25 protein-coding genes (1 of these 25 running past the window's edge) are annotated in these 26518 nt (G+C 61.5%); 12 read left to right on the top strand and 13 right to left on the bottom strand.

Annotated elements, in window-relative coordinates; translation table 11 throughout:
* Window positions 1-227: 227 nt before the first annotated feature.
* Window positions 228-1469, bottom strand: a complete 1242-nt coding sequence (locus C3F36_RS08500; protein ID WP_010675905.1) for an ammonium transporter — start codon at window positions 1467-1469, stop codon at window positions 228-230.
* A gap of 25 nt (window positions 1470-1494) precedes the next feature.
* A complete protein-coding gene (glnK, locus tag C3F36_RS08495; protein WP_039040122.1) occupies window positions 1495-1833 on the bottom strand; it encodes a P-II family nitrogen regulator in 339 nt (112 codons plus the stop codon).
* A gap of 386 nt (window positions 1834-2219) precedes the next feature.
* Between glnK and C3F36_RS08490 the strand changes: the two genes are divergently transcribed.
* Complete coding sequence (locus C3F36_RS08490) at window positions 2220-3221, top strand: sensor domain-containing diguanylate cyclase (protein WP_048209682.1); 1002 nt, start codon at window positions 2220-2222, stop codon at window positions 3219-3221.
* 130 nt (window positions 3222-3351) lie between these two features.
* On the top strand, window positions 3352-3765 hold the full coding sequence (locus C3F36_RS08485; protein WP_010675902.1) for a hypothetical protein: 414 nt from the start codon (window positions 3352-3354) through the stop codon (window positions 3763-3765).
* A 62-nt stretch (window positions 3766-3827) separates the two neighbouring features.
* Here the strand turns inward: C3F36_RS08485 and C3F36_RS23995 are convergent, their stop codons facing one another.
* The gene (locus C3F36_RS23995; protein ID WP_043154966.1) at window positions 3828-5822 is read right to left on the bottom strand and encodes a methyl-accepting chemotaxis protein; all 1995 of its coding nucleotides are present in this window, start codon (window positions 5820-5822) and stop codon (window positions 3828-3830) included.
* 253 nt (window positions 5823-6075) lie between these two features.
* Window positions 6076-6432: a hypothetical protein gene (locus C3F36_RS08475; RefSeq protein WP_104454895.1), complete on the bottom strand. Its 357-nt coding sequence runs from the start codon at window positions 6430-6432 to the stop codon at window positions 6076-6078.
* Between the two features lie 199 nt (window positions 6433-6631).
* On the opposite strand from C3F36_RS08475, the gene C3F36_RS08470 reads away from it, so the two are divergent.
* On the top strand, window positions 6632-7354 hold the full coding sequence (locus tag C3F36_RS08470) for a response regulator (RefSeq protein WP_010675899.1): 723 nt from the start codon (window positions 6632-6634) through the stop codon (window positions 7352-7354).
* A 7-nt stretch (window positions 7355-7361) separates the two neighbouring features.
* Window positions 7362-8747 (top strand): ATP-binding protein, encoded by a 1386-nt coding sequence (locus tag C3F36_RS08465; protein WP_010675898.1) that lies wholly within the window; start codon window positions 7362-7364, stop codon window positions 8745-8747.
* A 177-nt stretch (window positions 8748-8924) separates the two neighbouring features.
* Here the strand turns inward: C3F36_RS08465 and cspE are convergent, their stop codons facing one another.
* On the bottom strand, window positions 8925-9134 hold the full coding sequence (gene cspE / locus C3F36_RS08460; RefSeq protein WP_010675897.1) for a transcription antiterminator/RNA stability regulator CspE: 210 nt from the start codon (window positions 9132-9134) through the stop codon (window positions 8925-8927).
* A gap of 392 nt (window positions 9135-9526) precedes the next feature.
* The gene (yjbD, locus tag C3F36_RS08455; protein WP_199769679.1) at window positions 9527-9811 is read right to left on the bottom strand and encodes a DUF3811 domain-containing protein; all 285 of its coding nucleotides are present in this window, start codon (window positions 9809-9811) and stop codon (window positions 9527-9529) included.
* Window positions 9812-10104: 293 nt separating this feature from the next.
* Here yjbD and C3F36_RS23990 point away from each other — a divergent pair, with 293 nt between their 5' ends.
* Window positions 10105-10230, top strand: coding sequence for a hypothetical protein (locus C3F36_RS23990; protein WP_257520123.1), 126 nt, complete (start codon window positions 10105-10107; stop codon window positions 10228-10230).
* 46 nt (window positions 10231-10276) lie between these two features.
* Here the strand turns inward: C3F36_RS23990 and C3F36_RS08445 are convergent, their stop codons facing one another.
* Both C3F36_RS08445 and C3F36_RS08440 read right to left on the bottom strand, forming a co-directional pair.
* On the bottom strand, window positions 10277-11047 hold the full coding sequence (locus C3F36_RS08445) for a substrate-binding periplasmic protein (protein ID WP_104452169.1): 771 nt from the start codon (window positions 11045-11047) through the stop codon (window positions 10277-10279).
* Between the two features lie 161 nt (window positions 11048-11208).
* Window positions 11209-11778 carry a single-stranded DNA-binding protein gene (locus tag C3F36_RS08440; RefSeq protein WP_104452170.1) on the bottom strand — a complete coding sequence of 190 codons (570 nt, stop codon included), beginning with the start codon at window positions 11776-11778 and terminating at the stop codon, window positions 11209-11211.
* Between the two features lie 517 nt (window positions 11779-12295).
* On the opposite strand from C3F36_RS08440, the gene C3F36_RS08435 reads away from it, so the two are divergent.
* Window positions 12296-12934 (top strand): LuxR C-terminal-related transcriptional regulator, encoded by a 639-nt coding sequence (locus C3F36_RS08435; RefSeq protein ID WP_010674213.1) that lies wholly within the window; start codon window positions 12296-12298, stop codon window positions 12932-12934.
* A gap of 92 nt (window positions 12935-13026) precedes the next feature.
* Window positions 13027-15855, top strand: a complete 2829-nt coding sequence (gene uvrA / locus C3F36_RS08430) for an excinuclease ABC subunit UvrA (protein ID WP_039040117.1) — start codon at window positions 13027-13029, stop codon at window positions 15853-15855.
* 116 nt (window positions 15856-15971) lie between these two features.
* Here the strand turns inward: uvrA and C3F36_RS23985 are convergent, their stop codons facing one another.
* Window positions 15972-16097: a hypothetical protein gene (locus tag C3F36_RS23985; protein ID WP_010674215.1), complete on the bottom strand. Its 126-nt coding sequence runs from the start codon at window positions 16095-16097 to the stop codon at window positions 15972-15974.
* 221 nt (window positions 16098-16318) lie between these two features.
* Window positions 16319-17299: an IS5-like element IS5 family transposase gene (locus C3F36_RS08420; protein WP_000019402.1), complete on the bottom strand. Its 981-nt coding sequence runs from the start codon at window positions 17297-17299 to the stop codon at window positions 16319-16321.
* Between the two features lie 150 nt (window positions 17300-17449).
* Between C3F36_RS08420 and C3F36_RS08415 the strand changes: the two genes are divergently transcribed.
* The 3 genes from C3F36_RS08415 to C3F36_RS08405 all read left to right on the top strand — a co-directional run bounded on the left by C3F36_RS08415 (window position 17450) and on the right by C3F36_RS08405 (window position 21710).
* Entirely contained in the window at window positions 17450-18061 is a 612-nt protein-coding gene (locus tag C3F36_RS08415) for an OmpW family outer membrane protein (RefSeq protein ID WP_104454894.1), read from the top strand.
* A 197-nt stretch (window positions 18062-18258) separates the two neighbouring features.
* Window positions 18259-20238: a methyl-accepting chemotaxis protein gene (locus C3F36_RS08410; RefSeq protein ID WP_104454893.1), complete on the top strand. Its 1980-nt coding sequence runs from the start codon at window positions 18259-18261 to the stop codon at window positions 20236-20238.
* A gap of 8 nt (window positions 20239-20246) precedes the next feature.
* On the top strand, window positions 20247-21710 hold the full coding sequence (locus C3F36_RS08405) for an extracellular solute-binding protein (RefSeq protein ID WP_042864821.1): 1464 nt from the start codon (window positions 20247-20249) through the stop codon (window positions 21708-21710).
* 60 nt (window positions 21711-21770) lie between these two features.
* On the opposite strand, the gene C3F36_RS08400 is transcribed toward C3F36_RS08405, so the two are convergent.
* Entirely contained in the window at window positions 21771-22562 is a 792-nt protein-coding gene (locus C3F36_RS08400) for a GNAT family N-acetyltransferase (RefSeq protein ID WP_042864822.1), read from the bottom strand.
* A gap of 327 nt (window positions 22563-22889) precedes the next feature.
* On the opposite strand from C3F36_RS08400, the gene metF reads away from it, so the two are divergent.
* Window positions 22890-23786, top strand: coding sequence for a methylenetetrahydrofolate reductase (gene metF, locus C3F36_RS08395; protein WP_010674220.1), 897 nt, complete (start codon window positions 22890-22892; stop codon window positions 23784-23786).
* Between the two features lie 63 nt (window positions 23787-23849).
* Here metF and C3F36_RS08390 read toward each other — a convergent pair whose 3' ends face one another.
* Both C3F36_RS08390 and C3F36_RS08385 read right to left on the bottom strand, forming a co-directional pair.
* Window positions 23850-24914: a DUF3103 family protein gene (locus C3F36_RS08390; RefSeq protein ID WP_042864823.1), complete on the bottom strand. Its 1065-nt coding sequence runs from the start codon at window positions 24912-24914 to the stop codon at window positions 23850-23852.
* A 147-nt stretch (window positions 24915-25061) separates the two neighbouring features.
* Window positions 25062-26213 (bottom strand): benzoate/H(+) symporter BenE family transporter, encoded by a 1152-nt coding sequence (locus C3F36_RS08385; RefSeq protein ID WP_233759731.1) that lies wholly within the window; start codon window positions 26211-26213, stop codon window positions 25062-25064.
* A gap of 113 nt (window positions 26214-26326) precedes the next feature.
* Between C3F36_RS08385 and C3F36_RS08380 the strand changes: the two genes are divergently transcribed.
* Window positions 26327-26518: the beginning of a helix-turn-helix domain-containing protein gene (locus tag C3F36_RS08380; RefSeq protein WP_042015843.1), read on the top strand. Its footprint extends 381 nt past the window's final position; 192 of the gene's 573 nt are visible here — the first part of the coding sequence; the start codon lies at window positions 26327-26329; its stop codon lies off the right edge, out of view.

Here is a 26518-nt window from a genome sequence, read left to right as displayed (position 1 = left end):
TCCTCCCCCTGCCAAGGGGGAGGCGGGGAGGGGGTCATGGCCCCATCCGTCAATCGGCACGGCATACCCCGACTCTCCCCTTGAAAAGGGGAGGGGGCAAAGCAGAGGGTTCACCGGCTACTTGGCAGAGTGGTATCACTCGAACTGCTCTCCTGCCTTCAGGGGCGCCGAGCCGCCAAAAAAACGGGGCCCGGGGTGTCCCCCGGGCCCCACATCCGATGGCCGTGTCAGATGCTGGATTTGACGCTGACGAACTCGGGGTAGGCATCGATGCCGCACTCGTGGACATCCACACCCATCAGTTCTTCCTCTTCGCTGACCCGCAGGCCCATGGTGGCCTTGAGCAGGCTCCAGACCACGAGGGAGACGACAAAGACCCAGCCGAAGATGGTGGCTGCACCCAGCAACTGGGCACCGAAGGTGGCGCTCGTGTTGGAGAAGGGCACCACCATCAGGCCGAACAGGCCGCAGACGCCGTGTACCGAGATGGCACCGACCGGATCATCGATCTTCAGGCGATCGAAGGCGACGATGGCGTAGACCACCAGGGCACCGGCCAGGGCGCCGATCAGGCTGGCGAACAGCGGGCTGGGGGAGGCCGGGTCGGCGGTGATGGCGACCAGACCGCCGAGGGCGCCGTTGAGGATCATGGTGAGATCCGCCTTGCCCCAGGTGAGCTTGCTGACCAGCAGGGCGCCGACCACACCGGCGGCCGCGGCGGCGTTGGTGTTGACGAACACGGTGCCGATGGCGGTGGCGTCAGCGGCGCTGGAGAGCGCCAGTTGGGAGCCACCGTTGAAGCCGAACCAGCCCATCCAGAGGATCAGGGTGCCCAGGGTCGCGAGCGGCAGGTTGGAGCCGGGGATGGGGTAGATCTCCCCTTGCTTGCCATATTTGCCGCGACGGGGGCCGAGCAGCAGCACGGCGGCCAGGGCAGCGGCAGCGCCCGCCATGTGGACGATGCCGGAGCCTGCGAAGTCGGAGAAGCCCGCCTCTTTCAGGAAGCCGCCACCCCAGCTCCAGTAGCCTTCCACGGGGTAGATGAAGCCGGTCATCACCACGCAGAACAGCAGGAAGGACCAGAGCTTCATCCGCTCTGCCACCGCACCTGAGATGATGGAGGTGGCGGTGGCGACGAACACCACCTGGAAGAAGAAGTCGGAGTGCAGGGAGTGGCCCGCGTCGTCCGCCTGGCTGCCCATCAGGCTGCCAAAGCTCGGCAGCCAGCCGCCGGCGCTGTTGTCCACGTACATGATGTTGTAGCCGACCAGCAGGAACATGATGCAGGCGATGGCATAGAGCAGGATGTTCTTGGTCAGGATCTCGGTGGTGTTCTTGGCGCGGACCAGGCCGGCTTCGAGCATGGCGAACCCGGCGGCCATCCACATGACCAGCACGCCGGAGATCAGCAGGTAGAAGGTGTCGAGTGCATAGCGCAGCTCGCTGACGGATGTGATCAACTCTTCCATGTCGTATTCCTCAGTTCCAGTCGTATCAAAGGGCGTCTGCGTCGGTCTCGCCGGTGCGGATGCGCACGGCGGCCTGCAGGTCATAAACGAAGATCTTGCCGTCACCTATCTTGCCGGTGTGGGCGGCCTTGCTGATGGCTTCGATGATCTGCTCGACGTTGTCGGCCAGTGTGGCAATCTCCAGCTTTACCTTGGGCAGGAAATCCACCTGGTATTCGGCACCCCGGTACAGCTCGGTGTGCCCCTTCTGGCGGCCAAACCCCTTGACCTCGGAAACCGTCAGCCCCTCGACGCCGAGGCTGGCGATGGCTTCGCGCACGTCGTCGAGTTTGAACGGCTTGATGATGGCGGTGATTAATTTCATGCAATATCCCCAATCCTTGTGGTTCACCCAGATAAAGGCAAATATTGCGCCAGAAAAGTATTTTTCTTTTTATTCATGCACTTACTTATTAATCGCAACCCTGGTCAGCGAGGCTTGCCCAATATGGGCAGGGCTGCGCCAAAGGTGTGCACCGCCGTGGTGCAATCTGGCCGGCAGAAGAACGGAAGGGAGCGTGACGGCGCGCAAGACTCGAAAGTGTGCGGGCTGCTACTGTTGTTCAACAAGAGGGCAACCTGGCCGATAACCCGTCATGACGGGGTGTCGAGGCCAGTCGCCCCCTTGAAGGCTCGACCGGCAGGCCCGGTTTTCCCGCCAGGTCAACAAGCGGAACCGTGGTGCCGAGTAGCAGAACAAGGAAGGTTTTCATGCTGCATGACAATGAGATGACAAGGCAACCGGCCCTCGACGAGGCCGTGATGAGCGGCATGCTGGAGGTCGTGAGCGACGGTCTCTGGGACTGGAATGCCAACACCGGCTATGTCCATCGCTATCCCGGCTGGTATCAGATGCTGGGGTATGAGCCCCACTCCCTCGACAACACCGTCTTCACCTGGGAGAACCTGATCCACCCGGACGATCTGGCGCAGGTCATGGAGAGCTTCGATGCCTGCCTGAGCGGGCGGGCGGCGGACTACCGGGCCGAATACCGCTGCCGTTGCCGTAACGGTGACTACCTCTGGGTGGCGGATTGTGGCCGCATCGTCGCACGCAACCCGGACGGCAGTGTCGCCAGGATGGTGGGGGCACACCGCAACATCCACGCCCAGCGGGAACTCTACGCCCGGCTGGAGCTGCAAAACCGCACCCTGGAGCAGCAGGTGGCGCAGCGTACCGCCGAACTGGAGCGGCTCAACCAGGCATTGCAGTTCCAGGTGGAGGAAAACCGCCGCCTGGCGGAGACGGACTCCCTGACCGGCGCGGCCAGCCGCTATCGGCTGGAGCAGGCGGTGCGGCTGGAGCATGAGCGCGCCAAGCGCTTCAAGGAGCCCTTTGCCGTGATCGCCATGGACGTGGACGACTTCAAGCAGATCAACGATCGCCATGGCCACGGTGTGGGGGACCAGACCCTGATCGATATCGTGCAGCTGACCCGGGGCTGCATCCGCGAGATCGATCTGCTGGCCCGCTGGGGGGGTGACGAGTTCATGCTGGTGCTTCCCAATACCCGGTTGCCCGACGCCCGGGTGGTGGCCGAGAAGCTGAGGCAGCGCCTGAGCCATGCCAGGGTCAAGGGGATCGAGCCCGTGACCTTGAGTTTCGGGCTGGTGGAGTCCGACCCCGACGAGCAGGTGTCTCACCTGATGGCACGGGTCGACAGGGCGCTCTACCGGGCCAAGCTGGCGGGCAAGGACCAGCTCAGCGGCTGACAAGGGCACTGGTCGGAGCCGCTACGGGGCTTTTCCCCCCCGAATACGGCTTGACCAAGGGATTTTCTTGACTCCAATTCATCCCGCTGGTTTCATGCGCGCTCTTTTCATTCTTGCGAGATGTATCTTCATGAAAAAGTCCTTGCTGATTGCCCTGACCGCCCTGCCTCTGGTTGCCCACGCCGGCCTGATGGATTCCCTGACCGACACCGTGACCAGCAGCGTCACCAGCACCGCCAAAGAGATGGCTGGCAACGCCATGGACACCGCTTCCAACGAAGCGATCAAGAAGGCTCTGGACATCAAGGAAGGCGGCTCCAACAAGCAGGCCATCAAGGACAAGCTGGGCGCCCCGGCCAGCACCAAGACCGACGCCGGTCTGGAAGTGTGGACCTATGACCTGGACGCTCTGAACAAGGCCTCCCCGCTGCTGGCCGAGACCACCAAGTCCCTGCTGAAAGACTCCGAAGTGGCCCAGAAGAACGTGGTCATCAAGTTCGAAGGCGAGACCGTGAAGACCCTGAACCTGGCCAACAAGGCCTGAGTCCTGGCAAAGTGAATGAAAAAGGGGCCCGCGGGCCCCTTTTTGCTGCCTGGTATTCAGGCTCACACCTTGAAGCGGTGCACCAGGGCCAGCAACTGGCGGTTGGACCCCAGCAGGGTGGCGGCGCTCTGCTCCGTGTTGCCGCCGTTCTCCACCAGGAGGTTCAGCATGTCGCGAATGCTCACCATGTTGCGGTTGATCTCCTCGGTCACCCGGCTCTGCTCCTCGGCAGCGGTGGCGATCTGGCTGCTGAGATCGTGGATCTGCACCACGGCGTCGGCCATGGTGTCGAGCCCGCCGGTGACCTGCCCCGTGGTGTCGGCCGCCGCCTGGCAACTGCGCTTGGTCTGCTCCATGGCGACCACGGCCTCGGCGACCCCCTGGGTGAGCCGTGACAACATGCTGCCCACTTCGGCGGTGCTGTTCTGGGTGCGTGCCGCGAGGGCACGCACCTCGTCGGCCACCACCGCGAAGCCCCGGCCCTGTTCACCGGCCCGGGCCGCCTCGATGGCGGCGTTGAGCGCCAGCAGGTTGGTCTGGGCGGCGATGCCGCCGATCACCCCGAGCACGCTGCCGATCTGCTGGGCATCTTCCTGCATCTCCAGCACCTTGGCGGCGGCGAGATCCACCTCGTCGATGAGGGCCACCACGCTGGCGGAGGCCGATCCCACCACCTTGCGGGAGCTGGCCGCCTGACCGTTGGCGGCCTCGGTGAAGCTGGCGGAGTCGTTGGCGTGGCGGGCAACGCTGTCGGCGGTGGAGCTGAGTTCGTTGAGGGCGGTGACGACCTGATCGGTTTCGCTGGCGTGTTCTCCCAGGATCCGCCTGGCCTGCCCGGTCTGCTGATCGAGCTGGGCCAGCTCGCGGGTGATGAGGTCGGTAGCGGCGGTCACCTGCACCATCATCTGTTGCAGGAAGGCGATGAAGCGGTTGACCGACAGGGCGATGTTGTCCAGCTCGTCATGCCCCTTGACCTCGATGCGGGCGGTCAGATCGGCGTCGCCGGCGCTGAGGGCGTCGATGTTGAGTTTGAGAGTCTGCAGGCGGCTGCCAAGCTGGCTGATGGCCAGCACCATGAGCACGAACAGCAGCCCCGCCAGGGGGAGCTGGATGCTCGCCAGGGTGGCGAGCACATCCCGGCTGTCCTGGGTCAGGGTGCGGGTCGGCAGGGCGGTGGCCAGCAGCCAGGGGGTCCCTTCGATGGCCTCCATCAGCAGGGTCTGTTCCTCACCCTGATCCTGGAAGGTGGTGCGCAGCTGCCCCTTGCTCGCATCCTGGCCCAGCAGGCCGCTGATGGCGAGGGCGAAGGGATAGTCGGCGTGGGCGGAGAGGTTGCCGAGCACCACATCCCCGGTCAGACGGGCGTTGCGGCTCAGGATCTTGCCGTCAGCCTCGATGATCATCACCTGACCGCCGATCTCCTGCTCTTTCTTGGCCACCAGGTCGTTGAAGAAGCCCAGGGTGACGTCTATGGTCGACACCCCGTAGAGGGCGCCATCCTGGTAGATCCCCATGGCGCAGTTGGTTCTCGGCTGCTGGCTCGCGCCATCCTTGTAGGCGGCGGCCCAGGCACAGACGCCACGGGGCGCCTGCTGACCGGCCTTGTGCCAGGGCTGATCGAAATAGTTGGGCGCCTCTGCCGAGTTCCAGTAGGTGTTGGGAATGAGGGCGTTGGACGCATCCCTGTGGAAGAAGGTGCTGAACTTGGCGCGCCCCGCCTCCCGCTTGTCCGGCAGGGGCCAGATGCCGCCACCGAAGACCATGCCGTTGCCGTACTGGTCGATGAGGGCCGGGAGCTGGGCATCTATCTGCTCGCTCGGCAGTTGTGCCACCAGCTGGGTGATGCTGCGCGACTGGGTCTGTACCCCGTTGAGCTGGTCACGGATGTCGGTCGCTATCTCGCCGACTCGCAGCGCCACGTTCTCCTCCCCCGCCTTTTGCAGGGCGGGGGTGATCCAGATCTGGATGCCGATCACCGTCAGGGCGCACACCAGCGCCATGAAGCCCAGAAAAACGGCGGTATAGCGCCCCTTGATTGTGCCCAGATTCCATCCCATAACGACTCCTGTCCACTGTGCCCGGGATCGTGCCCGCGTCTGTTGTGTGAGGGGCCATTATGATTTATTTCGAAAGTGAAACGTTTGTTATCGCTCACATAACATGATGCGGCCAGGCAGGAAAAGGTGAAAAAACTGGGGGGTGGAGACAAAAAAAAGGGTGGCTTGCGCCACCCTGTCGTTTTCGCCGGTGTCGGGGCAGGGCCCTGCCGGATCACGAGTCTGCTTCGGCAAACCGCTTCATTACGTCGACTTACTGGTTTGCTTCTGCGAACAGCTTCATCACCTCGGCGTGCTTGATCATGCCGTCGGCACGCAGACCAAGGTTCTTCACGAACTCCGCCTTCTTGGCCGGATCTTCAATCTTGTCGTAGCGCTGTTGCAGATGGGCCTGGATCTGTTCCGGGGTCATGTTCTTCATGCGGGCCATCTTGTCGTGGCGGCCGCCATGATGCTTGCCGCCCATCATGCCGGTACCGTCCATGGGGCAACCGGTCGCCGTGGCCTGGGTCGGTTGCGCGGTGGAGACCGCCTCGCTGGCGGCATAGGCGCCCAGCGGCAGGCCGAGGATCAGGGTGGCGGTCAGCAGGGTCTTGGTCAGCTTTTTCATGGGTAACTCCTGTCGGATGTGTACGGGTAGAGGCTCTTTCGCCTTGGTATCCAGTAAACACCGTGGAAGTGTCTGAAATTTGCCAGTAGAAGCCTATTTTGTAGCAGAGTGTGGCACAGGGGCGTGCTGGCACACTTTGACACAACCCGCCCGGTTGATTTTCGTATAATCGCCCCAGCCCGATAACGGAGAGATGATGATGAACCAAGGCAGCCCTCATATTCTGGTGGTCGATGACCACAGCGAGATCCGCGATCTGCTCAAGCGCTTTCTGGAGCAGCATGGCATGCGCGTCAGTTGCGCCCGCGATGGCAAGGAGATGAAGCGGCTGCTGGATGAGCGGGAGTTCGACCTGCTGGTGCTGGACCTGATGATGCCGGGGGAGGATGGCCTCACCCTGTGCCGCGAGCTCAGGGTCAAATCCCGTCTGCCGATCATCATGCTGACCGCCATGGGGGAGGAGACGGACCGCATCATCGGCCTGGAGATGGGGGCGGACGACTACCTCTCCAAACCGTTCAACCCGCGGGAGCTGCTGGCCCGCATTAAGGCGGTGATGCGCCGTACCCAGGCGGAGAGCCTGCCCGTGCCGGAGACCCTGACCCGGGATCTGCGCTTCGATCGCTGGCTGCTCGACGTCAATCGCCGCGAGCTGGTGGACGAGGAGGGGGTGGGGATGAGCCTCTCCACCGCCGAGTTCGATCTGCTCAAGGTGTTTCTGGAGCGGCCCCAGCGGGTGCTGAGCCGGGATCAGTTGCTGGATCTGGCCCGTGGCCGGGAGGCGGTGGCCTTCGATCGCGCCATCGATACCCTGGTGAGCCGACTGCGGCGCAAGCTGGAGCGGGATCCCAAGAATCCCGAGCTCATCAAGACCATCTGGGGTGGCGGTTACCTGTTCGCCGCCGACGTGACCCAGGAGTGAGGCCGACATGATCAAGCGCGTCTTCGCCAGGCTGCTGCCCAAGGGGTTGACCGGCCAGATAGTGCTGGTGGCCCTGGCGGGGCTGGTGCTGATCCAGCTGCTCAGTATCCAGATCTACCGTTCGGACAGGGAGGAGGCCCTCGGTTACGTCAACAGCCGCAACGCCATGCAGCGGATCATCTCCGTGGTGCGCCTGCTCTCCCTCTCCCCTCCTTCCCTCTATCACGAGATCCTCAAGGCGAGCCGCAGCGAGACCCTGCTGCTGCGTCTGGCTGACGAGCCGTTGCAGCCGGACAACCGCAGCCCCCGCTTCGAGAAGCTGGTGCGGGCCAAGCTCGGCTATCCATCCTCCCTGGCGGTGGAGATCAGCGCCGAGCTGAAGCAGGACATCCAGCGCAGCCGGGCCTGGCAGCACCACAACCGCATGATGAAGGATCGCAACGGCATGCCGCCGCCCCAGGACATGCGGCTCTACGGCTCCATCGAACTGCCCAACGGCGGCTGGCTCCAGTTCAGCTCCCTGGTGGACAAGGAGACGGCGAGCTGGTCCTGGCAGACCACCCTCAACCTGCTGCTGGTGGCGAGCCTGGTGATCGGCCTGATGATCTGGCTGTTCCGCCGGGCGACCCGTCCCCTCAAGCAACTGGCCGCCAACGCCGACAGGCTGGGGCGTGGTGAGGACATCGAGCCCCTGCGTGAGGAGGGGCCCACCGAGATCCGCGAGTCCATCCAGGCCTTCAACCGGATGCACACCCGGCTCGATCGCTTCGTGCAGGACAGAACCCGGATGCTGGCCGCCATCTCCCACGACCTGCGCACCCCCATCACCAGCCTGCGGCTGCGCAGCGAGTTTCTGGCGGACGGGGAGGACAAGGAGCGCTTCCAGCAGACCCTGCAGCAGATGGAGCAGATGCTGGCGGCGACCCTGAGCTTTGCCCGGGAGGAGGGGCAGCAGGAGGCGACCCGGGAGCTGGATCTGGTCAGCCTGCTGGAGAGCCTGTGTGACGACTATGCCGACATGGGCCAGCCCGTCACCTGCCTGGCCGAGGGCAAGCAGGTTTACGCCTGCCGCGCCAACACCCTGCGCCGGGTGCTGCAAAACCTCATCGGCAACGCCATCAAGTACGCAGGGGGGGCCGAGGTTTCGCTGGTGCGTGGTGACGGCGAGTTGCTGATCCTGGTTCGCGATCAGGGGCCGGGGATTGCGGAGAGCCAGTTGGAGGAGGTGTTCAAGCCCTTCGTGCGCCTGGATGAAGCCCGCAACACCGAGTCTGGCAGCGTGGGACTGGGGCTCGCCATCGCCCGCACCCTGGTGCACCAGCACGGCGGTGAGCTCAGTCTCCACAATCGCCAGGAGGGGGGGCTGGAGGCGCGGATCAGCCTGCCCCTGTAAGGAACCTGACCAGGAAATGGGGCACCACTAGGGTGCCCTTTTTGTTGCCCGTGGCGCTAGGGAAGCAGGGGAACACGCCGGTCACCCGGAAACGGGCAACAAAAAACCCGCCGAAGCGGGTTTTTTCAATTCTTGCTGAGGCCCTTGCCCAAAGAGGGGAAGGTGCTCCGGCTTGAATTACTGCGGAACGACGTTCGCAGCAGCCGGGCCTTTCTGGCCTTGCTCGATGGTGAACTCAACGCGCTGACCTTCTTCCAGGGTTTTGAAACCGTTGGACTGGATGGCGGAGAAGTGAACGAACACGTCTTTGCTGCCGTCAGCCGGGGAGATGAAACCGAAGCCTTTCTCGGCGTTGAAGAATTTTACGGTACCAGTCATTTTGGACATGATAATTTCCTTGAGTAGTGATTAGTGAAACGCCACCGGAGCGGCAATCCATGATTTTTCGTCAGAAATACGTATGGGGAGCACTAAAGAAGGAGAATTATCTGGCAAGAATTATCGGGGATAACTGCCTGCACAAATCACTGCTTTAAGATGACTGCCTAACATAATCAGGTCTGAACTACCGAACCATCGAAAACGATTAGAACACGCACACCCTGTCATGGCAATCTTTATCTTGGTATTCGTTTCAGTCAGTGATGGCTGGATCGGCGTTTTATCCGGGTGTGCATCAGCTGGCAGGGGCCTCCTGCTGCCCTTTTCAGGGGGATGACATGACGCTCTGCCAGCCCCCTTTTTTGCAGCAGCGTCATCTGCGAGCATTCATGCTGCCGTTACCGTCTGCCACGGTATTTGTTGCTGACGGAATCGGACCAGCTGAAGGTGTCGGGCAGCACTTGGGCACTGGCTCGCTCCTTGGCTTTCTCCCGCGCCAGTGTGGAAGCCGCCTTGGCGGCCTGGGCGCGATCGGCGGCGATCTTCTGGCGTCCTGCCTCGCGGATCTTGTTGCGCTCCCCGTTGGTCAGGGTGTGATCGGCATTGGCCTGGGCCTTTTGCACCAGCAGGGCAATCTCGGCTTTCTCGGCCTCGGTCAGATCCTTCATTTCCAGCTTCTTCATGACGCGCTCCTGCGATCGTTGAATGCCCACCCTAACACACATCCATCGGAGACAGGCTGACCATCCGTCCCCGGATGCCAAAAGTGTCGCCAGGTCGTCATTTCCTGGGGGAGCACGCTACGGGAACGCCTGGCTGACAGGCGCTGCCGATAGGCTGGATCCCGGCGGAAGATTGGGAGTATGCTGAGGCCAGTGCGATCCCCGATCGTCACTGTTGGCGTACTGAAATCCACGATTCGGCTGACATGCTGGAACACCCGTTCCAACTGTCCAGGTAACCTTTTTGGAGTCTGATGATGAGCAACAAAGAACAGCATCACGGCAAAGATGCCAAGAAAAAACCGCAGATGTCACTGAAAGAGAAACGCGAAGCCAAACGGCAGAAAGCAGAGCTGAAAAACGGCAGCGCGATGAAGTAACGCTCCATCCACTGCGGCTCCCCGGAGCCGGTATCAAGCCAGTCCATCATGGGCTGGCTTTTTTGTCTCCGGCAGTAGAGGTGGTGCCATAGGCGGCAAAAATTCGCTCATAGCGCCCGTCCGCCTTCATCTTGGAGAGCTGTCTGTCGAACCATTGCCGGTGGCCCGCCTCGCGAAAGGCGAAGTGGTAGTGAGTCGGGGGGAAGAGGTCGTGCTGTCTGACCTTGTCCTTGGGATAGCGGTCGCCCTCCTGGTCATCCCCGAGCAACTGCGCCAGATAGTAGTAGAACACCCGTTGTTCCAGGATCACGGCATCGGTGCGCCCGAGCAGGAGCCGCTGTACCTGTCCCTCCTGCCTCGCCACCTCTTCATAACGGGGATTCTGGTCGACGATGTCGGAGAAGGTCGTTCCCAGGATCTGCCGTGCACGCTGGAAGGCACTGACTCGCAGGGTCTGCAAATCCTTCATGGTGTGGACTGCCGTCGGCGCCAGGGTAAAGACCCGGTTGTGGAAGGTGATCACCGGCTGTGAGAGGTAGGCACTTTCCAGCATGCCGGGTTTGACGTTGATGATGGCGTCCAGCTTACCTTCCTCCAGCATCCTGAAGGTGCGCTCCAGGGGAAGATAGACGACCTGCAGCTCATGGGGGCTGCCTGCGAAGGCCTCTCGCATGAGATCGAGTTCGATGCCCCTGTCTTCGTGGCTGATGACATAGGGAGGAATGGCAAAGCTGACTCCCACCCGCAGCGGCTCCGCAGCAAGGTGGCTGCCGAACATCAGCAGGGCGAGGCACAGCAGACGACTCAAGTAGTTCATGCAGGTTCCCGAAGGGAGAAATCGTCTCGATGATAGCCACAAGCCTGGACGAAGAGGACGTAAAGCGCGGGAAAGTGGCAGCAACATGGTCGTCGGGGGAGGTGAATGCGTCAGAAACAGGTAAAAAAAGGCCCTGATGAATCAGGGCCTGCCGCAGGGGATCAGAACGGAATATCGTCGTCGAAATCCATCGGCGGTTCGTTGTAGACCGGCGGGGCGGATTGCGGCTGCTGGGCCGGACGGCCGTAACCGCCTTGCGGTTGCATGTTCTGCTGCGGGGCAGCAGGACGTTGCATGTTCTGTTGCGGTGCAGACTGTTGCGGCTGGCCCCAGTTGCCCTGGGATGACTGGCCGCCCATGCCCTGGCCACCGCCCTGCGGACGGCCACCCAGCATCTGCATCACACCGGTGAAGCTGTCGACCAGCACCTCGGTGGTGTAGCGCTCCTGGCCGCTCTGATCCTGCCATTTGCGGGTCTGGAGCTTGCCTTCCACATAGACCTGGGAGCCCTTCTTCAGGTACTCGCCGGCCACTTCGGCCAGCTTGCCCATGAAGACGACACGGTGCCATTCGGTGCGCTCTTTCTGCTCACCGGTCTGCTTGTCGCGCCAGGTATCGGAGGTGGCCAGGGTGATGTTAGTCACGGCACCGCCGCTCGGCATGTAGCGCACTTCCGGGTCTTGCCCCAGGTTACCGATCAGAATGACTTTGTTGATGCCTCGACTGGCCATAATCTCTCTTCCACCCTTATGTATACCGGCCAGGCCAGATGCCTGGGCCCATTCAATAATGCGTTTGTTTGCAACGAGATGCGCGCCCTGGCTGGGTGTCATCTCTCTTCAGTGTCCTGGCTGCGCCGGAGCTTGCCGGCAGAGGCGTCATGGATCGGCCGCAGCGTTTGGCCGCCATAGTACCAGTTGGCGGGCATGAGCGCACATCTTCCCTGCCACTGTGGCGTCAATGGATCGCCACAGCCTGAGTAACTTACCCGAGGTAAGGTGTCACCAGCAAGGGGAGGCGGCTGGGGCAGGCTGCGTGAAGAGGGCGGAGCTGTTATGGTGCGCACCGGCACTACTTGACCCCCCAAATGGGGGGGGCGTGCTAGCCAATTGTATTGGCTGGAAAATTGCTGGGCTTCAAAGGAGCCACCGATGCGTCTAATACTTTTTTAATGCTGCAGCCAGGAGGGGGATTGGTACTCTTCCTTGCCAAAAAGCCCCGACTCGAATGTGCAAGGAAGTTCTCTTGATGACGCCCGACTCCCTCCTGGTGCTGATCACCGAAAATAACGCACAAGCCTCCCGTTTCCAGCGTCACCTCAGTGAAGAGCTTGGTCTGCCCATCTTGCTGGTGGGGGAGCTGAATGACCTGCCAGACGTTGCAGAGGGCGCCCCCAAAACCTTGCTGCTGATCGATCTGGACTACCTCAAGTCGACCCAGCAGGAGCTGTGGAGCAATGCCATCTGCCAGCGCTTTGGCGAGGCCAGTGCCGTGTTGCTCAATGCCCCGACCAGCACCAACAAAGAGCTGCTGCTGATGTGGCCCCATACCAGCGGGCTCTTCTTTCGTCAGGACACGCTGGACAGGTTGGTCTTCGGCATCCGCAAGGTGTTGCAGGGGGAGTACTGGATCCCGCGCCACCTGCTGTGCGACCTGGTGGACTACTACCGCAAGGGGAGCGGGCAACCTCAGCGTCAGCAGACGCTGCTGACCGCCCGCGAGCAGGAGATCGTGCGTCACCTGATGACGGGGGCCTCCAACACCGAGATCGCCGACAGCCTGTTCGTGAGCGAACACACCGTCAAATCCCATCTCTACAACGTCTTCAAGAAGCTGAACGTCAAGAACCGGTTGCAGGCGGTGAGCTGGGCCAAGGAGTATCTCTGAGGAAGGGGCACGGAAGGAAAGACTGTCTATTCATCCAGTAGTCTCTATGCCATACTGGCCCGCTCTGGTTCCCGTATCGAGCGCGCAACAAGATGGAAAAAATCGTGATCCGGGGTGCCCGCACCCACAACCTCAAGAACATCAACCTGATCCTGCCACGTGACAAGCTGATCGTGGTGACCGGCCTGTCCGGTTCGGGCAAATCCTCCCTGGCGTTCGATACCCTCTATGCCGAGGGGCAGCGCCGCTATGTGGAATCGCTTTCCGCCTATGCCCGCCAGTTCCTCTCCCTGATGGAGAAGCCGGACGTGGACCACATCGAGGGGCTGTCGCCTGCCATCTCCATCGAGCAGAAGTCCACCTCCCACAACCCGCGCTCGACCGTCGGCACCATCACCGAGATTTACGACTACCTGCGGCTGCTGTTCGCCCGGGTCGGCGAGCCACGCTGCCCGACCCACGCCATTCCGCTCGCGGCCCAGACCATCAGCCAGATGGTGGATCAGGTGCTGGCCCAGCCCGAAGGCGCCAAGCTGATGCTGCTGGCCCCCGTGGTGCGCAACCGCAAGGGGGAGCACACCAAGCTGCTGGAGAACCTGGCGGCCCAGGGTTACATCCGCGCCCGCATCGACGGCGAGGTATGCGATCTGTCGGATCCTCCCGCGCTGGAGCTGCACAAGAAGCACACCATCGAGGTGGTGGTGGATCGCTTCAAGGTGCGCGATGACCTGGCCCTGCGCCTGGCCGAATCGTTCGAAACGGCGCTGACTCTCTCCGGCGGCATCGTGCTGGTGGTGCCGATGGACGGGGAGGATGGGGTTGCCCCCATGACCTTCTCCGCCAACTTCGCCTGCCCCGAGTGCGGTTACTCCATGTCGGAGCTGGAGCCCCGGATCTTCTCCTTCAACAACCCGGCGGGGGCCTGCCCCACCTGTGACGGTCTCGGGGTGCAGCAGTATTTCGATCCCGCCAAGCTCATCCATGATCCAGGCCAGAGCCTGGCCGGCGGCGCCATCCGTGGTTGGGACAAGCGCAGCTTCTACTACTTCCAGATGCTCAAATCCCTGGCCGATCACTACAAGTTCGACCTGGAGACCCCCTGGGAGGATCTGCCGCTCAAGACCCAGGAGGTGATCCTGCGCGGCTCCGGGCGCACCGAGATCGAGTTCCGCTACATGAATGACCGCGGCGACGTGGTGGTGCGCAAGCACCCGTTCGAGGGGATTCTGCACAACATGGAGCGCCGTTACCGGGAGACCGAATCCAACGCGGTGCGGGAAGAGCTGGCCAAATACATCGCCAACAAGTCCTGTACCAGTTGCGGTGGCAGCCGACTGCGGGAAGAAGCCCGCCACGTTTTCGTGGACAATCGCAACCTGCCCGCCATCGCCGAGCAGTCCATCGGCGATGCCCTGGCCTTCTTCGAAGGGTTGAACCTGTCCGGTCAGCGTGCCCAGATAGCGGACAAGATCCTCAAGGAGATCGTCGAGCGGCTCGGCTTCCTGGTGAACGTCGGCCTCAACTATCTGAGCCTGTCGCGCAGTGCAGAGACCCTCTCCGGTGGCGAGGCGCAGCGGATCCGGCTGGCCAGCCAGATCGGGGCTGGCCTGGTGGGGGTCATGTACGTACTGGACGAGCCCTCCATCGGTCTGCATCAGCGGGACAACGAGCGGCTGCTCAAGACCCTGACCCACCTGCGTGATCTCGGCAACACCGTGATCGTGGTGGAGCACGATGAGGATGCCATTCGCCTCGCCGACCATGTGCTCGACATCGGCCCGGGGGCTGGCGTGCACGGCGGGGCCATCGTCGCCCAGGGGACGCCGGAGGAGATCATTGCGAACCCCGAATCCCTGACCGGTGACTACCTCTCCGGGCGCAAGCAGATCGCCATCCCGGCCGAGCGCACCCCGCTCACCGGCAAGTGGCTGAAATTGAAAGGGGCTAGCGGCAACAACCTGCGCAACGTCAACCTGGATCTGCCCATCGGAGTGATGACCTGCGTCACCGGCGTCTCCGGTTCCGGCAAGTCGACCCTGATCAACGACACCCTGTTCCGCATCGCCCACCGCGAGCTGAACAAGGCCACCGAGTCCACCCCGGCTCCCTATCGCAGCGTCGAGGGGCTGGAGCATCTGGACAAGGTGGTGGATATCGACCAGAGCCCCATCGGCCGCACCCCGCGCTCCAACCCGGCCACCTACACCGGCCTGTTCACCCCGATCCGCGAGCTGCTCTCCGGCACTCAGGAGGCGCGTTCCCGTGGCTACCAGCCGGGCCGCTTCTCCTTCAACGTGAAGGGGGGACGCTGCGAGGCGTGCCAGGGGGACGGGGTCATCAAGGTGGAGATGCACTTCCTGCCGGACGTCTACGTGCCGTGCGACGTCTGCAAGGGCAAGCGCTACAACCGCGAGACCCTGGAGGTGAAGTACAAGGGCAAGAACATCCACGAAATCCTCGAGATGACGGTGGAAGATGCCCGTGCCTTCTTCGATCCGGTGCCGGCGGTGGCGCGCAAGCTGCAGACCCTGATGGACGTGGGCCTCTCCTACATCCGGCTCGGTCAGTCCGCCACCACGCTCTCTGGCGGCGAGGCGCAGCGGGTCAAGCTGGCGCGGGAGCTCTCCAAGCGGGACACCGGCCAGACCCTCTACATCCTGGACGAACCGACAACGGGGCTGCACTTCCACGATATCCAGCAGTTGCTCAAGGTACTGCACCAGCTGCGGGATCGGGGCAACACCATCGTCATCATCGAGCACAATCTGGACGTCATCAAAACCGCGGACTGGATCGTTGATCTGGGCCCGGAAGGGGGCGCTGGTGGTGGCCGTATTCTGGTGACGGGTACGCCTGAGGAGATGAGCCGTTGCAAGGAGTCCCACACGGCGCGCTTCCTCGCTCCTCTACTGGAGAAATAAGCGTCACTCGAGAAAAAGGGGCCAAGGCCCCTTTTTTGTTGGCCGATGGGCGAGGTGCGCCGGTCTGGCGCCCGGCCAGGGATGAGAGGGAGAAAAGAGGGACTCGTCCGGCAGACTCAGTGTGTCAGCATCAGGAAGGCGAGGGCGAACAGGAAACCCAGCAGAATGAAGAGGAAGGAACCTATCCCCCAGATGGCGGCAAGAATGCCGAGAATTTTGTCTTTGCGTGTCTGTGGTTTCATAGAATTCAAATTACAGCGTGGTTACATCGCATTAATAAAATACGCCCCGGGGCATAATTAAACAACAATTGAAAGGGAAGGTGCGAATAAGCGGGGAAATTCTTCTCGGCTGACTCAGTCATTTCATTTCTTCATGTTTGAGCCGATTTTTTCTCCCGTAAATGCCTTGAATCAGCCTATTTAGACCGTTTCTTCGCCATTTAAGGCGTTATCCCCAGTTTTTAGTGAGATCTCTCCCACTGACGTATCATTTGGTCCGCCCGAAACAGGTTGGCCAGCGTGAATAACATCGCCAGTTGGTTATCGTTTTTCAGCAACCCCTTGTATCTGGCTTTCACGAAGCCGAACTGTCGCTTGATGATGCGAAATGGGTGCTCCACCTTGGCCCGGATGCTGGCTTTCATGTATTCGATGTTGATGGCCGTTTTGTTCTTGCGTGGATGCTGTTTCAAGGTTCTTACCTTGCCGGGGCGCTCGGCGATCAGCCAGTCCACATCCACTTCGGCCAGCTCCTCGCGCTGTGGCGCCCCTTGGTAGCCGGCATCGGCTGAGACAAATTGCTCCTCTCCATGCAGCAGATTACCCAGCTGATTGAGGTCATGCTCGTTGGCCGCGGTGGTGACTAGGCTGTGGGTCAGGCCACTCTTGGCATCGACACCAATGTGGGCCTTCATGCCAAAGTGCCACTGATTGCCTTTCTTGGTCTGATGCATCTCCGGATCGCGTTGCTGCTCTTTGTTCTTGGTCGAGCTGGGTGCCTCAATGATGGTGGCATCGACCAAGGTGCCTTGGGTCATCATGACGCCTGCTTCGGCCAGCCAGCGATTGATGGTCTTGAACAATTGGCGGGCCAGTTGATGCTGCTCCAGCAGGTGGCGGAAATTCATGATGGTGGTGCGGTCCGGCAAGGCGCTATCCAGGGATAACCGGGCAAACAGACGCATGGAGGCGATTTCGTACAGAGCATCTTCCATCGCGCCATCGCTCAGGTTGTACCAATGCTGCATGCAGTGAATGCGTAACATGGTTTCCAGCGGATAAGGTCGCCGGCCATTACCAGCCTTGGGGTAAAACGGCTCGATGACTTCCACCATGTTTTGCCATGGCAGAATCTGCTCCATGCGGGACAAGAAAATCTCTTTTCGGGTCTGACGGCGCTTACTGCTGAATTCACTGTCGGCGAAGGTAAGTTGATGACTCATGATGAACCCTTTTTCATGGCTCCAGATGACAAACATGATCTCATATCAGGGACTTGTTCGCACCTTCCCTAAATCAATAACCGGCCATTCACATCCTTTTATAGTTTTCGGGCTTGCAACATAGAAAGAAAACAAAAAAGGAATAATGTGATGAAAAATATCCTTCCTCTGTTAATCGCAGCCGCTTTTGCTTCCCCCGTCGCCATGGCACATCAGGCCGGTGACATCCTGGTCCGTGGTGGCCTGGCGTTCGTCTCTCCCCAGACCAGCAGTGACAACGTGCTGGGGACGGGCGAGCTGGAGATCGACAGCAACATGCAGCTTGGCCTGACCCTCTCCTACATGTTGACGGACAACTGGGGTGTCGAGCTGCTGGCCGCGACCCCCTTCTCCCACTCGGTGTCGACTGCCGGCCTGGGTGAGGTCGCCAAGGTCAAACACCTGCCGCCGACCCTGATGGCGCAGTACTACTTCGGTGATGCCAACAGCAAGGTGCGCCCCTATGTGGGGGCCGGTATCAACTACACCACCTTCTTCGACGAGGAAGGGCGCGGTGCCCTGGCCGGGACGGATGTGAGCGTGGACTCCTCCTGGGGGATGGCGGGTCAGGTGGGCCTGGACATGGCGATCAATGACCGCTGGTTCGTCAACGCCTCCGCCTGGCTCATCGACATCGATACCGATGTGCATACCGCCGTGGGCACCATCAACACCTCCATCGATCCGGTGGCCTTCATGTTCGGCGTCGGCTACCGCTTCTGATGACAAACGTGGCCGGTGCTCGGCCATGACAACCAAGCATGTCTCTTTGGCCCGGCTCTGTTCGGGCCCTTTTCTGCCTGCCATGTCACGCCAACTGTGATCTGGCCCGCCATCGCGTCACGAACCGCTATTCCATTGCACCCCGCTGCCGATAACCTCGGCATTCACCCCTTTCCCCAACGAGTGAGGATGCCTCCATGGGTTTATCTATTGTGCAGCGGATCATCGCCGGCTTCGTGCTGATGCTGTTGTTGCTGGTTCTGCTCGGCTTCATCAGTATTCTGAAGATCCGGGGGATCAACGAGGGGCTCTCCCAGGTTTCTGATCGTGCCACCCCCCTGGTGATCGCAGTCGCCGGGCTCAAGGGGGCACTGCAGGACAGCAACCGCTGGGTGCTCACCTACAGAACCAGCGAGGAGGCGGCCCAGTTGCCGCAACTGGCCAGCCAGTTCAAGGCGCAGCAGGCGCGTTTCCTGGCCCAGAGCAAGGAGATGGCCCGGTTTGACGGGGTGGCCGAGGCGAGCGAGCGGTTCCGCCAGGTCGACGGGGCGACCCGCGAGTTCTACGGGTTGGCGGATCAGGTGCTGACCCAGCACGGCCAGTGGGTGGCCGCACTCGATCGGCGCCATGAACTGGAGCTGGCGTTCATCCGGCTGGAAGATACCTACCAGTGGGCCGCCGACCTGTTGTTGCAGCAGACCGCGAGCAAACGCTCCATGCGCAACAAGGCCGAACTCATCACCTCCGGCATTGCCCGGGATCTGAAAAACATCCGCCGGGCCGATGCCAAGACCGATCTCAATGAATTGGAGAAGGTGCTCGGCAAGGATATCGAGATGGCACGCAAACGGCTCGAACGGGTGCAGGTGCCCGATGACGTGAGGCAGCGTTTCATCGTCAACCTCGATCGGATGCAGGAGCTGGCCCTCGGCCCGAAAGGGTTGCTGGCGACCATGCGCAATGGCCAGCAACTGGCGGCCTCGCTGCAGTCCCTGAACCAGCAGCTCGACACCAGTCTGGTCAACAGCCTGGCGCTGCTGGACGAGATGGCCAAATCGGCGGGCGGCATTGCCAGCGCGAGCCGGGTCGGGGCGGATGACGCCGTCAGCAGCGCCAGCGCCTGGATCCTGATCGTGTCTGCCATCTCCGCGGCCGCCGCGCTCCTCATCGGTTACACCACGGCCCGCAGCATCCAGCGTCCGCTGCAACTCATCGATCGGGAGCTGGATCGCATGGCCACGGGTGACATGACCCGGCGCATCGACTACCAGAGCCGCTGCGAGTTTGGCAGCCTGACCCGCTCCATCAATACCCTGGCAGACAAGACCGGCGAGCTGCTCGCCCAGATCAATGCCGGCTCGCGCCATCTGGTGGACGAGGCGAGCCGCGCCGCCGAGATAAGCGAGCGGGCCATGTCACGGGTGCAGGATCAGAAGAGCCAGACCGATCAGGTGGCTGCCGCCATCACCGAGCTGGAGGTGAGTGCGACCGAGGTGGCGCGCTCCACCGACGGCACCAAGCGTGAGGTGGACCTGGCGGACGAAGAGGCCCGCGCCGGACGCAAACAGGTGGCGACTACGCGCCAGATCACCGAACAACTGGCGGGTGCCATGGAAGAGGCGGTCGGCATCACCCACAAGCTGGGGGAATTCAGCGACAACATCGGCAGCATCCTCGACGTGATCCGCAGCATCGCCGAGCAGACCAACCTGCTGGCGCTGAACGCGGCCATCGAGGCGGCCCGGGCGGGGGACGCCGGTCGCGGCTTCGCGGTGGTGGCGGACGAGGTGCGGGCACTGGCGAACCGGACCCAGACCTCGACCGAGGAGATCCAGGCCATGATCGAGAACCTGCAAAGTTCCAGCAAGCATGTGGTGGCCGTGATGGCACGCAGCCAGGAGCAGACCCAGGATTGCGTGGCCCAGACCCGGGTGATGGACGAGGCGCTGCAATCCATTGCCGAGCGGATGAGTGCCATCAAGGCGATGGCGGATCAGGTGGCTCATGCCGCTCAGGAACAGATCTCCGTGAGTCAGGGGGTTGCCCGTCATGTCGCCGGCATTGCGGATGTGGCTTACGAGACCGAGCGGGAGGCACGGGAATCGGCCAGCAGCAGTGAGGTGCTGGCGGATCTGGTCGCCAAGCAGCAGCAATTGATCGCCCATTTCAAGGTATAGGAGGACTTATGGCTAACAAGTGGATCGGGGCCCTGAGTCTCCTGTTGTGTGGTCAGCTGATGGCCAGCGAGCTGGTGATAGAGAGCTGGCGCATTGATGACAAGGCCTTGTGGGAACAGAAGATCATCCCTGCTTTCGAGGCAGCCCACCCGGGTATTCAGGTGAAATTCAACGGGGTGCAGAACGTCGAGTACATGCCGACCCTCTGGGCCAGCCTCAAGGCGGGCAAGGCGGGGGATCTCATCACCTGCCGCCCGTTTGACGACTCCCTGGCCCTGTTCAAGGCGGGCCATCTGGTGGAGCTGAGCGAGATGGCGGGGATGGAGAACTTCCCGAGCTTTGCCCAATCCCCCTGGCAGACCGACAGTGGCGCCCAGACTTTCTGCGTACCCATGGCATCGGTGATTCACGGCTTCTTCTACAACAAGAAGATTTTCAGTGAGCTGGGGCTGACGGTTCCCCAGACCCGCGAGGCATTCTTCGCGGCCCTGGACAAGGTGAAGGCGGATGGTCGCTATGTTCCCCTCGCCGTGAGCGGCTCGGAGAGCTGGGTTGCCTCCGAGCTCGGTTTCCAGAACATAGGCCCCAACTACTGGAAGGGGGAGGATGGTCGATTGGCGCTGATCGGGGGCCAGGAGCGCTTCAACAACCCGCAATACGTCAAGGTGTTCGAGGAGCTGGCCCGCTGGCGTGACTACCTGGGGGAGGGGGGCGAGAGCCGCGACTACGCCACCACCAACGAGCTGTTCACCTCGGGTAAGGCTGCCTTCTATGCAGCGGGATCCTGGGAGATCGCCCCCTTCACCGGCAAGGTGGACTTCGGTGTCATGCGCCCGCCCGTGGCAAAGCAGGGGGATGGCTGTTTCTTCACCGATCACACCGACATCGGTATGGGGATGAATCCGGCCAGCAAGAACAAGGAGGCCGCCATGACCTTCCTGCAGTGGCTGACCACTCCCCAGTTTGCCGAGCTCTATACCAACTCGCTGCCCGGCTTCTTCTCGCTCTCCAACCACTTCTTTGAAGCCACCAATCCGGCGGCCAGAGAGATGATGGAGTGGCGGGATCAGTGCGATTCCACCATCCGGGTTGCCACCCAGATCCTCTCCCGCGGCACTCCCAAGCTCGGGGATGAACTGGCCGAGGTGAGCCAGCAGGTATTGCTGGGAACCGTGGCACCCAAGGCGGCGGCCGATCGCCTGGAACAGGGGTTGAAAGGGTGGTATGCCCCCCATCAGGGCAACCAGGGCAAGGGACAGGAGTGTCAGTGTGAGGCGAGCGTGCCTGCCGTCCCTGTGTCGGGTGCCATCGGGACCGAACCTGCTGCGCCTGTGGTGCCGGATGGACAAGCGCCCTCCGGAGCAAGCGCGACCCAGCCTCCGTCAGTACCGGTGTCCGGAGCCGTCGCTCCAGCGCCTCCTGCCGAAGTGGAGGAGGCGCTCGCCAGCGAACTGGAGGGGGCACAGCCCTGATGGTTCACCATGAAGAACGGGAGGCCTTGGCCTCCCGTTTTGCATCTGCGTGATGACTTGTCATTCCCGTGGCCAGCGGCACAGGCTGCCGATACGGGCCACCGGCACGAAACCCAGAGTGCGATAGACCCGCTGGGCGTGATAGTGCTCGTCTGCCACTATGATGAGCGAACTGGCCCGTGCCAGTCCCTGGCGTGCGACCTGGCTCAGCAACAGACGACAGAGCCCCCGGTTTCGCCACTCTGCGTGCGTGCGCACCAGCTGAAAGCGTCCCAGGGTGCCGGTGAAGAAGAGTCCGCAGCTGGCAACCAGTTGATCCTGATGCCATAACCCCCACCACTGTCCGAGCTCGTCATCGATCATGGCCTGATAGAGCTGGCGGCGTGACAAGAGATAGGGAAGATAGCGCTCCTCCGAATGGGCGGGATCCCGCTCTGCCAGCTCGAAGGCGAGCCACTGATCCCAGTCCGCCGCGGTGAACGGGCGAGCCGGGGCCATATTGCTGCCGGTGGGGGCTTGCCACTCCATTGCTCCCAGCGCCAGTACCACGCACTCCATGTATTGGTATCCCGCCGCCACGAACCCGGCGACCCGGCTGTTCTGGCCTGCGGCGAGAGGCCACTGGAAGGTACGGTGGCGGATACGGGGATCCCAGCCAATCAGCCTGTCGAAACTGGCCTCGAGCCAGCCCTTGTCACGATCGCTTGGGGGGGTGGGCAGCAACAGGTAGTTGCCGAAGTAGTAGTCTGGAGAGCCCGGGGTGCGCACGGTCCAGAACGCATCATGATCCGTCACCTCGCCCTGATAGCGATCGAACAGCAGATCGGTGGCAAAACCGGGGTGATCTTCCATGATGGGGCTCCTGCAAACGCTTGAATTGCTTATCGGCAGGCGGGGAAAGAAGTTAAAAAAAGGCCGGGAAACCCGGCCAAGCAATCACACGCAGATTCAGAACGTCCAGGACGATCCGCCCGCATCATAGCGTGCCTGACAGCATTTTGGGATGGGGTCGCTCATTACTTAGGTTGAATTGCAAAATAAAAAAATCGGCAATCCCCCTTGTCGCTGACAAATCGGTATTGACTTTGATCCGTTTTCTCATAAAGATAGAAAGACGTTTAGACGTCCAAACATCCGTTTTGGCGTGAAGGAATGGGTTGCAGGACAGGGAGAGAGCAGATGGGATTTCACAGCGCGCGTCAGGTTGAGGCACTCAACCAGAGTTTGGCGGATCTGGGTGGCGACATATCGGTCAGTTTCGAGTTTTTCCCGCCCAACAGCGAAGGGATGGAGAACACCCTCTGGCAGTCCATCGAGCGCCTGCAGGTGCTGGAGCCCAAATTCGTCTCTGTGACCTATGGCGCCAATTCGGGCACCCGGGACCGCACTCACAAGGTGATCAAGGACATCAAGGAGCGTACCGGCCTCATCGCCGCCCCGCATCTGACCTGTATCGATGCCAGCCGTGACGAGTTGCGCACCATTGCCCGTGACTACTGGAACAGCGGCATTCGCCACATCGTGGCCCTGCGCGGAGACTTGCCTCCCGGCCTCGACAAGCCTGACATGTATGCCACCGACCTGGTCGCCCTGCTCAAATCCGAAGCCGATTTCGATATCTCGGTCGCCGCCTATCCGGAAGGCCACCCCGAGGCTCGCAGTGCGCAATCCGACCTGCTCAACCTCAAGCGCAAGATAGATGCCGGTGCCAACCGGGCCATTACCCAGTTCTTCTTCGATGTGGAGACCTATCTGCGTTTTCGGGATCGCTGCGCCGCCATCGGTATCGATGCGGAGATCGTGCCGGGGATACTGCCGGTCTCCAACTACCAGACCCTGGCCAAGTTTGCCGGTTTCACCAACGTGAAGATCCCGCGCTGGATGCACCAGCGTTTCGAAGGGCTGGAAAACGATCAGATGACGCGCAACATGGTGGGAGCCAGCATTGCCATCGACCAGGTGCGTGTGCTGAGTCAGGAAGGGGTGAAGGATTTCCACTTCTATACCCTGAACCGCTCAGAGCTGACCTATGCCATCTGTCACACACTGGGTGTGAGGCCGAAAGGTCAGGCCTGATCCGCGGCTCTGATACAGAAAAGCCAATGAGTCTTCTCATTGGCTTTTTGTTTTGAGCGACAGTCAGGGCCGGGTTGGCTGGATCTCCCTGGGCTCGAGATCGATGACTGCATTGCCGGCGGCACCGGGATACTGGTGATAGCTCTGGTCCTGCTCCAGGGTATAGAAGGTGTCGAGGTAGTCGTCGTTGTTGGTCATCCAGGAGTCCGGAAGTGCCTTGACGATACGACCGCCGAGGTCGAGGAAGGGCAGGGCCTCGGGTACGCCGCCCGCAGTGAAGCCGAGTTTGAGTGCGTCAATCAGGAGGGCACTCAGCTCCTTGTAATTGACGTTGTCATCCTGCTCCATCATGACCACGTCGACGGCTCCCCAGCGGTAGCGATCCCAATAGACCAGGATCTGGTTGGGGGTGTAGTCGGTGTTGTCGTAGTCGAGATAGGGCATGTCGACGATATCCACCACGGGCTCGTCCCTGCCAGGGTTGACCCCGGCCACGACGGCATAGACCTCGGCGGCGCCCAGCAGCCAGGGCTCCTGATCATCGTTGAGCCTGATCTTCTTGAGAATGCTGGTCTTGAGAGGCGTGGTGTTGCTGGTGGCACGGGGCGTCACCTGCATGTCGGCGGCAGCCAGCGCCTTTCGCATCACCTTCAGGCCGGCATTCTTGGCTTTGACCGGATCGGCCTCCACCACCAGTACCGGTCGCGCCGGCGGCTGGTTCACATCGAGATAGATCGGGCTGCCGGCGCTGTCGAACGCCTCGATGGCGCTCCAGCTCTTTTCGTCACCACTTGGTATGTAGGCAACCAGTGGCTCAACCCCTTGTTGCAGTGCATCCGCCTGGTCCGGATTGGCCAGCCGCAGTTGCATCAGTTCCCTGACCTCGCCATCCAGCCCTTGCCGACTGATGGCCGCCTGGTTGGCATCCCGAGCCTGGTGCTTCAGGCGCGGGCTGGCCTTTTGCAGCAGGTTGGGCAGTGGACTCTGGTATTCCTGATTGTTCAGGAGTGGCAGCAGGTTCTTCTGTTGCAGCGCGAGTTGGCGTGCCAGCTCCCGATCGGTGTCGGCAGCCTGGGTCGTGGTGGCGCCCAGCAGTGCCAGTAACAAAATGACAGCCTGATTCCTCATCTTCGTTCTCCAGTATTGAGTCTGACAACGGCGCTTGTCGGGAAGGATCTGCGCCGTTTTGTCACTAGAAAGGAATAAGGTTCATATGTGAACGCTCTTCTCAGGATTATGTGCTGCGTCTCACTGGAGTCTCCCCAGATGGTCAGGTCAGGCGCGGAGCCGGTTGACTTGATGCAATGTCACTCCGATCAGCAATCCCCAGCAGGCAGACCCGACCCCGAGCAGGGTGATCCCCGAGGCAGTCACGAGGAAAGTCAGTAGCGCGGCTTCCCGCTCCTTGTCCTGCTGCAAGGCGCTGTGCAAGCTGCTGCCTATGGTGCCGAGCAGCGCCAGCCCGGCCACGCAGGTGACCAGCACCGCAGGGAATGCGCTGAACAGGGCAACCACGGTGGCACCGAAACAGCCTGTGAGCAGGTAGAAACATCCAGCCCACACGGCAGCAGGCCAGCGTCGAGTGACATCGTGATCCACTTCCTTGCCCATGCAGATGGCGGCTGTGATGGCGGCCAGATTGAAGGCGTAACCGCCGAACGGGGCCAGCAGCAAGCCGATGAATCCGGTCCAGCCAATCAGGGAAGAAGTGGCCGGTTGATAGCCGTGGGCGCACAGGATGGCAATGCCCGGCATGTTTTGCGAGGTCATGGTAACGAGAAAGAGCGGGAGTGCGATGCCGAGCAGGGCGTCGATGGAAAAGGCTGGCGAGATCCAGACCGGGGTGGAAAGTTGCCAGTGAACCTCGTTGAGTTGCAGCTCGCCCCTCAGGGTGCAGAGCAGCATGCCGGCAGCCAGGACCAGCACCATGGTGTAGCGGGGCCAGAGGTGGCGACCCAGCAAGAAAGCCAGTAGCAAGGTGCCAAGCAGCAAAGGATCTTGCGGTGCCACCTTGAAGAGATCCAGCCCGAACCTGAGCAAGACTCCGGCCAGCATGGCGGCCGCCAGGGGGGCGGGAATGTGACGCATCAGCCTGTCGAACCAGCCGCTGATACCGCAGAGGGTGATCAGCAGTGAAGAGATGATGAAGGCGCCGATGGCCTCCGCCAGACTGAAGTTCCCCAGGCTGGTGATGAGCAGGGCGGCACCCGGGGTGGACCAGGCCGTCAAGACAGGCACCCGGTAATAGAGGGAGAGGCCGATGCAGCTGACCCCCATGCCGATACCCAGTGTCCATAACCAGGAAGATACCTGGGCTGCATCGGCACCGGCGGCCGTGGCAGCCTGGATGATCAAGACGACAGAACTCGTGTAACCCACCAATACGGCGATGAGTCCCGCGGCCATGTGGGGGAGGGCTAGGGGCATGGGAAACTTCCTTGTGGATGCTGATAGCTTGTGCGCTATTGCGTACAATGTGGTTTTGACTATAGCGCTGTGCGTTATGGCGCACAATGTGGTTCGAAGTAATCGGAGAACAGATGCAGGAGATGAGTCGCTATCTGGCCCAGCGATTGAAAGGGCTGCGCACTGAAAGAGGATGGAGCCTGGATATGGCCGCCCGTGAAACGGGGGTGAGCAAGGCCATGCTGGGACAGATCGAGCGAGGTGAATCCAGTCCGACGGTGGCAACATTGTGGAAGATTGCCACCGGTTTTCGGGTCTCTTTCTCC

The organism is Aeromonas sp. ASNIH2, from assembly GCF_002934795.1.
Classification (GTDB): domain Bacteria; phylum Pseudomonadota; class Gammaproteobacteria; order Enterobacterales; family Aeromonadaceae; genus Aeromonas; species Aeromonas caviae.
The sequence above is the reverse complement of the archived record's forward strand: the minus strand, read 5'-3'. Positions and strand labels throughout refer to the sequence as shown.

Coding starts and splice junctions, on each gene's coding strand:
- C3F36_RS08500 (WP_010675905.1), bottom strand. CDS start 1,469: ATGGAAGAGTTGATCACATCCGTCAGCGAGCTGCGCTATGCACTCGAC.
- glnK (WP_039040122.1), bottom strand. CDS start 1,833: ATGAAATTAATCACCGCCATCATCAAGCCGTTCAAACTCGACGACGTG.
- C3F36_RS08490 (WP_048209682.1), top strand. CDS start 2,220: ATGCTGCATGACAATGAGATGACAAGGCAACCGGCCCTCGACGAGGCC.
- C3F36_RS08485 (WP_010675902.1), top strand. CDS start 3,352: ATGAAAAAGTCCTTGCTGATTGCCCTGACCGCCCTGCCTCTGGTTGCC.
- C3F36_RS23995 (WP_043154966.1), bottom strand. CDS start 5,822: ATGGGATGGAATCTGGGCACAATCAAGGGGCGCTATACCGCCGTTTTT.
- C3F36_RS08475 (WP_104454895.1), bottom strand. CDS start 6,432: ATGAAAAAGCTGACCAAGACCCTGCTGACCGCCACCCTGATCCTCGGC.
- C3F36_RS08470 (WP_010675899.1), top strand. CDS start 6,632: ATGAACCAAGGCAGCCCTCATATTCTGGTGGTCGATGACCACAGCGAG.
- C3F36_RS08465 (WP_010675898.1), top strand. CDS start 7,362: ATGATCAAGCGCGTCTTCGCCAGGCTGCTGCCCAAGGGGTTGACCGGC.
- cspE (WP_010675897.1), bottom strand. CDS start 9,134: ATGTCCAAAATGACTGGTACCGTAAAATTCTTCAACGCCGAGAAAGGC.
- yjbD (WP_199769679.1), bottom strand. CDS start 9,811: ATGAAGAAGCTGGAAATGAAGGATCTGACCGAGGCCGAGAAAGCCGAG.
- C3F36_RS23990 (WP_257520123.1), top strand. CDS start 10,105: ATGATGAGCAACAAAGAACAGCATCACGGCAAAGATGCCAAGAAAAAA.
- C3F36_RS08445 (WP_104452169.1), bottom strand. CDS start 11,047: ATGAACTACTTGAGTCGTCTGCTGTGCCTCGCCCTGCTGATGTTCGGC.
- C3F36_RS08440 (WP_104452170.1), bottom strand. CDS start 11,778: ATGGCCAGTCGAGGCATCAACAAAGTCATTCTGATCGGTAACCTGGGG.
- C3F36_RS08435 (WP_010674213.1), top strand. CDS start 12,296: ATGACGCCCGACTCCCTCCTGGTGCTGATCACCGAAAATAACGCACAA.
- uvrA (WP_039040117.1), top strand. CDS start 13,027: ATGGAAAAAATCGTGATCCGGGGTGCCCGCACCCACAACCTCAAGAAC.
- C3F36_RS23985 (WP_010674215.1), bottom strand. CDS start 16,097: ATGAAACCACAGACACGCAAAGACAAAATTCTCGGCATTCTTGCCGCC.
- C3F36_RS08420 (WP_000019402.1), bottom strand. CDS start 17,299: ATGAGTCATCAACTTACCTTCGCCGACAGTGAATTCAGCAGTAAGCGC.
- C3F36_RS08415 (WP_104454894.1), top strand. CDS start 17,450: ATGAAAAATATCCTTCCTCTGTTAATCGCAGCCGCTTTTGCTTCCCCC.
- C3F36_RS08410 (WP_104454893.1), top strand. CDS start 18,259: ATGGGTTTATCTATTGTGCAGCGGATCATCGCCGGCTTCGTGCTGATG.
- C3F36_RS08405 (WP_042864821.1), top strand. CDS start 20,247: ATGGCTAACAAGTGGATCGGGGCCCTGAGTCTCCTGTTGTGTGGTCAG.
- C3F36_RS08400 (WP_042864822.1), bottom strand. CDS start 22,562: ATGGAAGATCACCCCGGTTTTGCCACCGATCTGCTGTTCGATCGCTAT.
- metF (WP_010674220.1), top strand. CDS start 22,890: ATGGGATTTCACAGCGCGCGTCAGGTTGAGGCACTCAACCAGAGTTTG.
- C3F36_RS08390 (WP_042864823.1), bottom strand. CDS start 24,914: ATGAGGAATCAGGCTGTCATTTTGTTACTGGCACTGCTGGGCGCCACC.
- C3F36_RS08385 (WP_233759731.1), bottom strand. CDS start 26,213: ATGCCCCTAGCCCTCCCCCACATGGCCGCGGGACTCATCGCCGTATTG.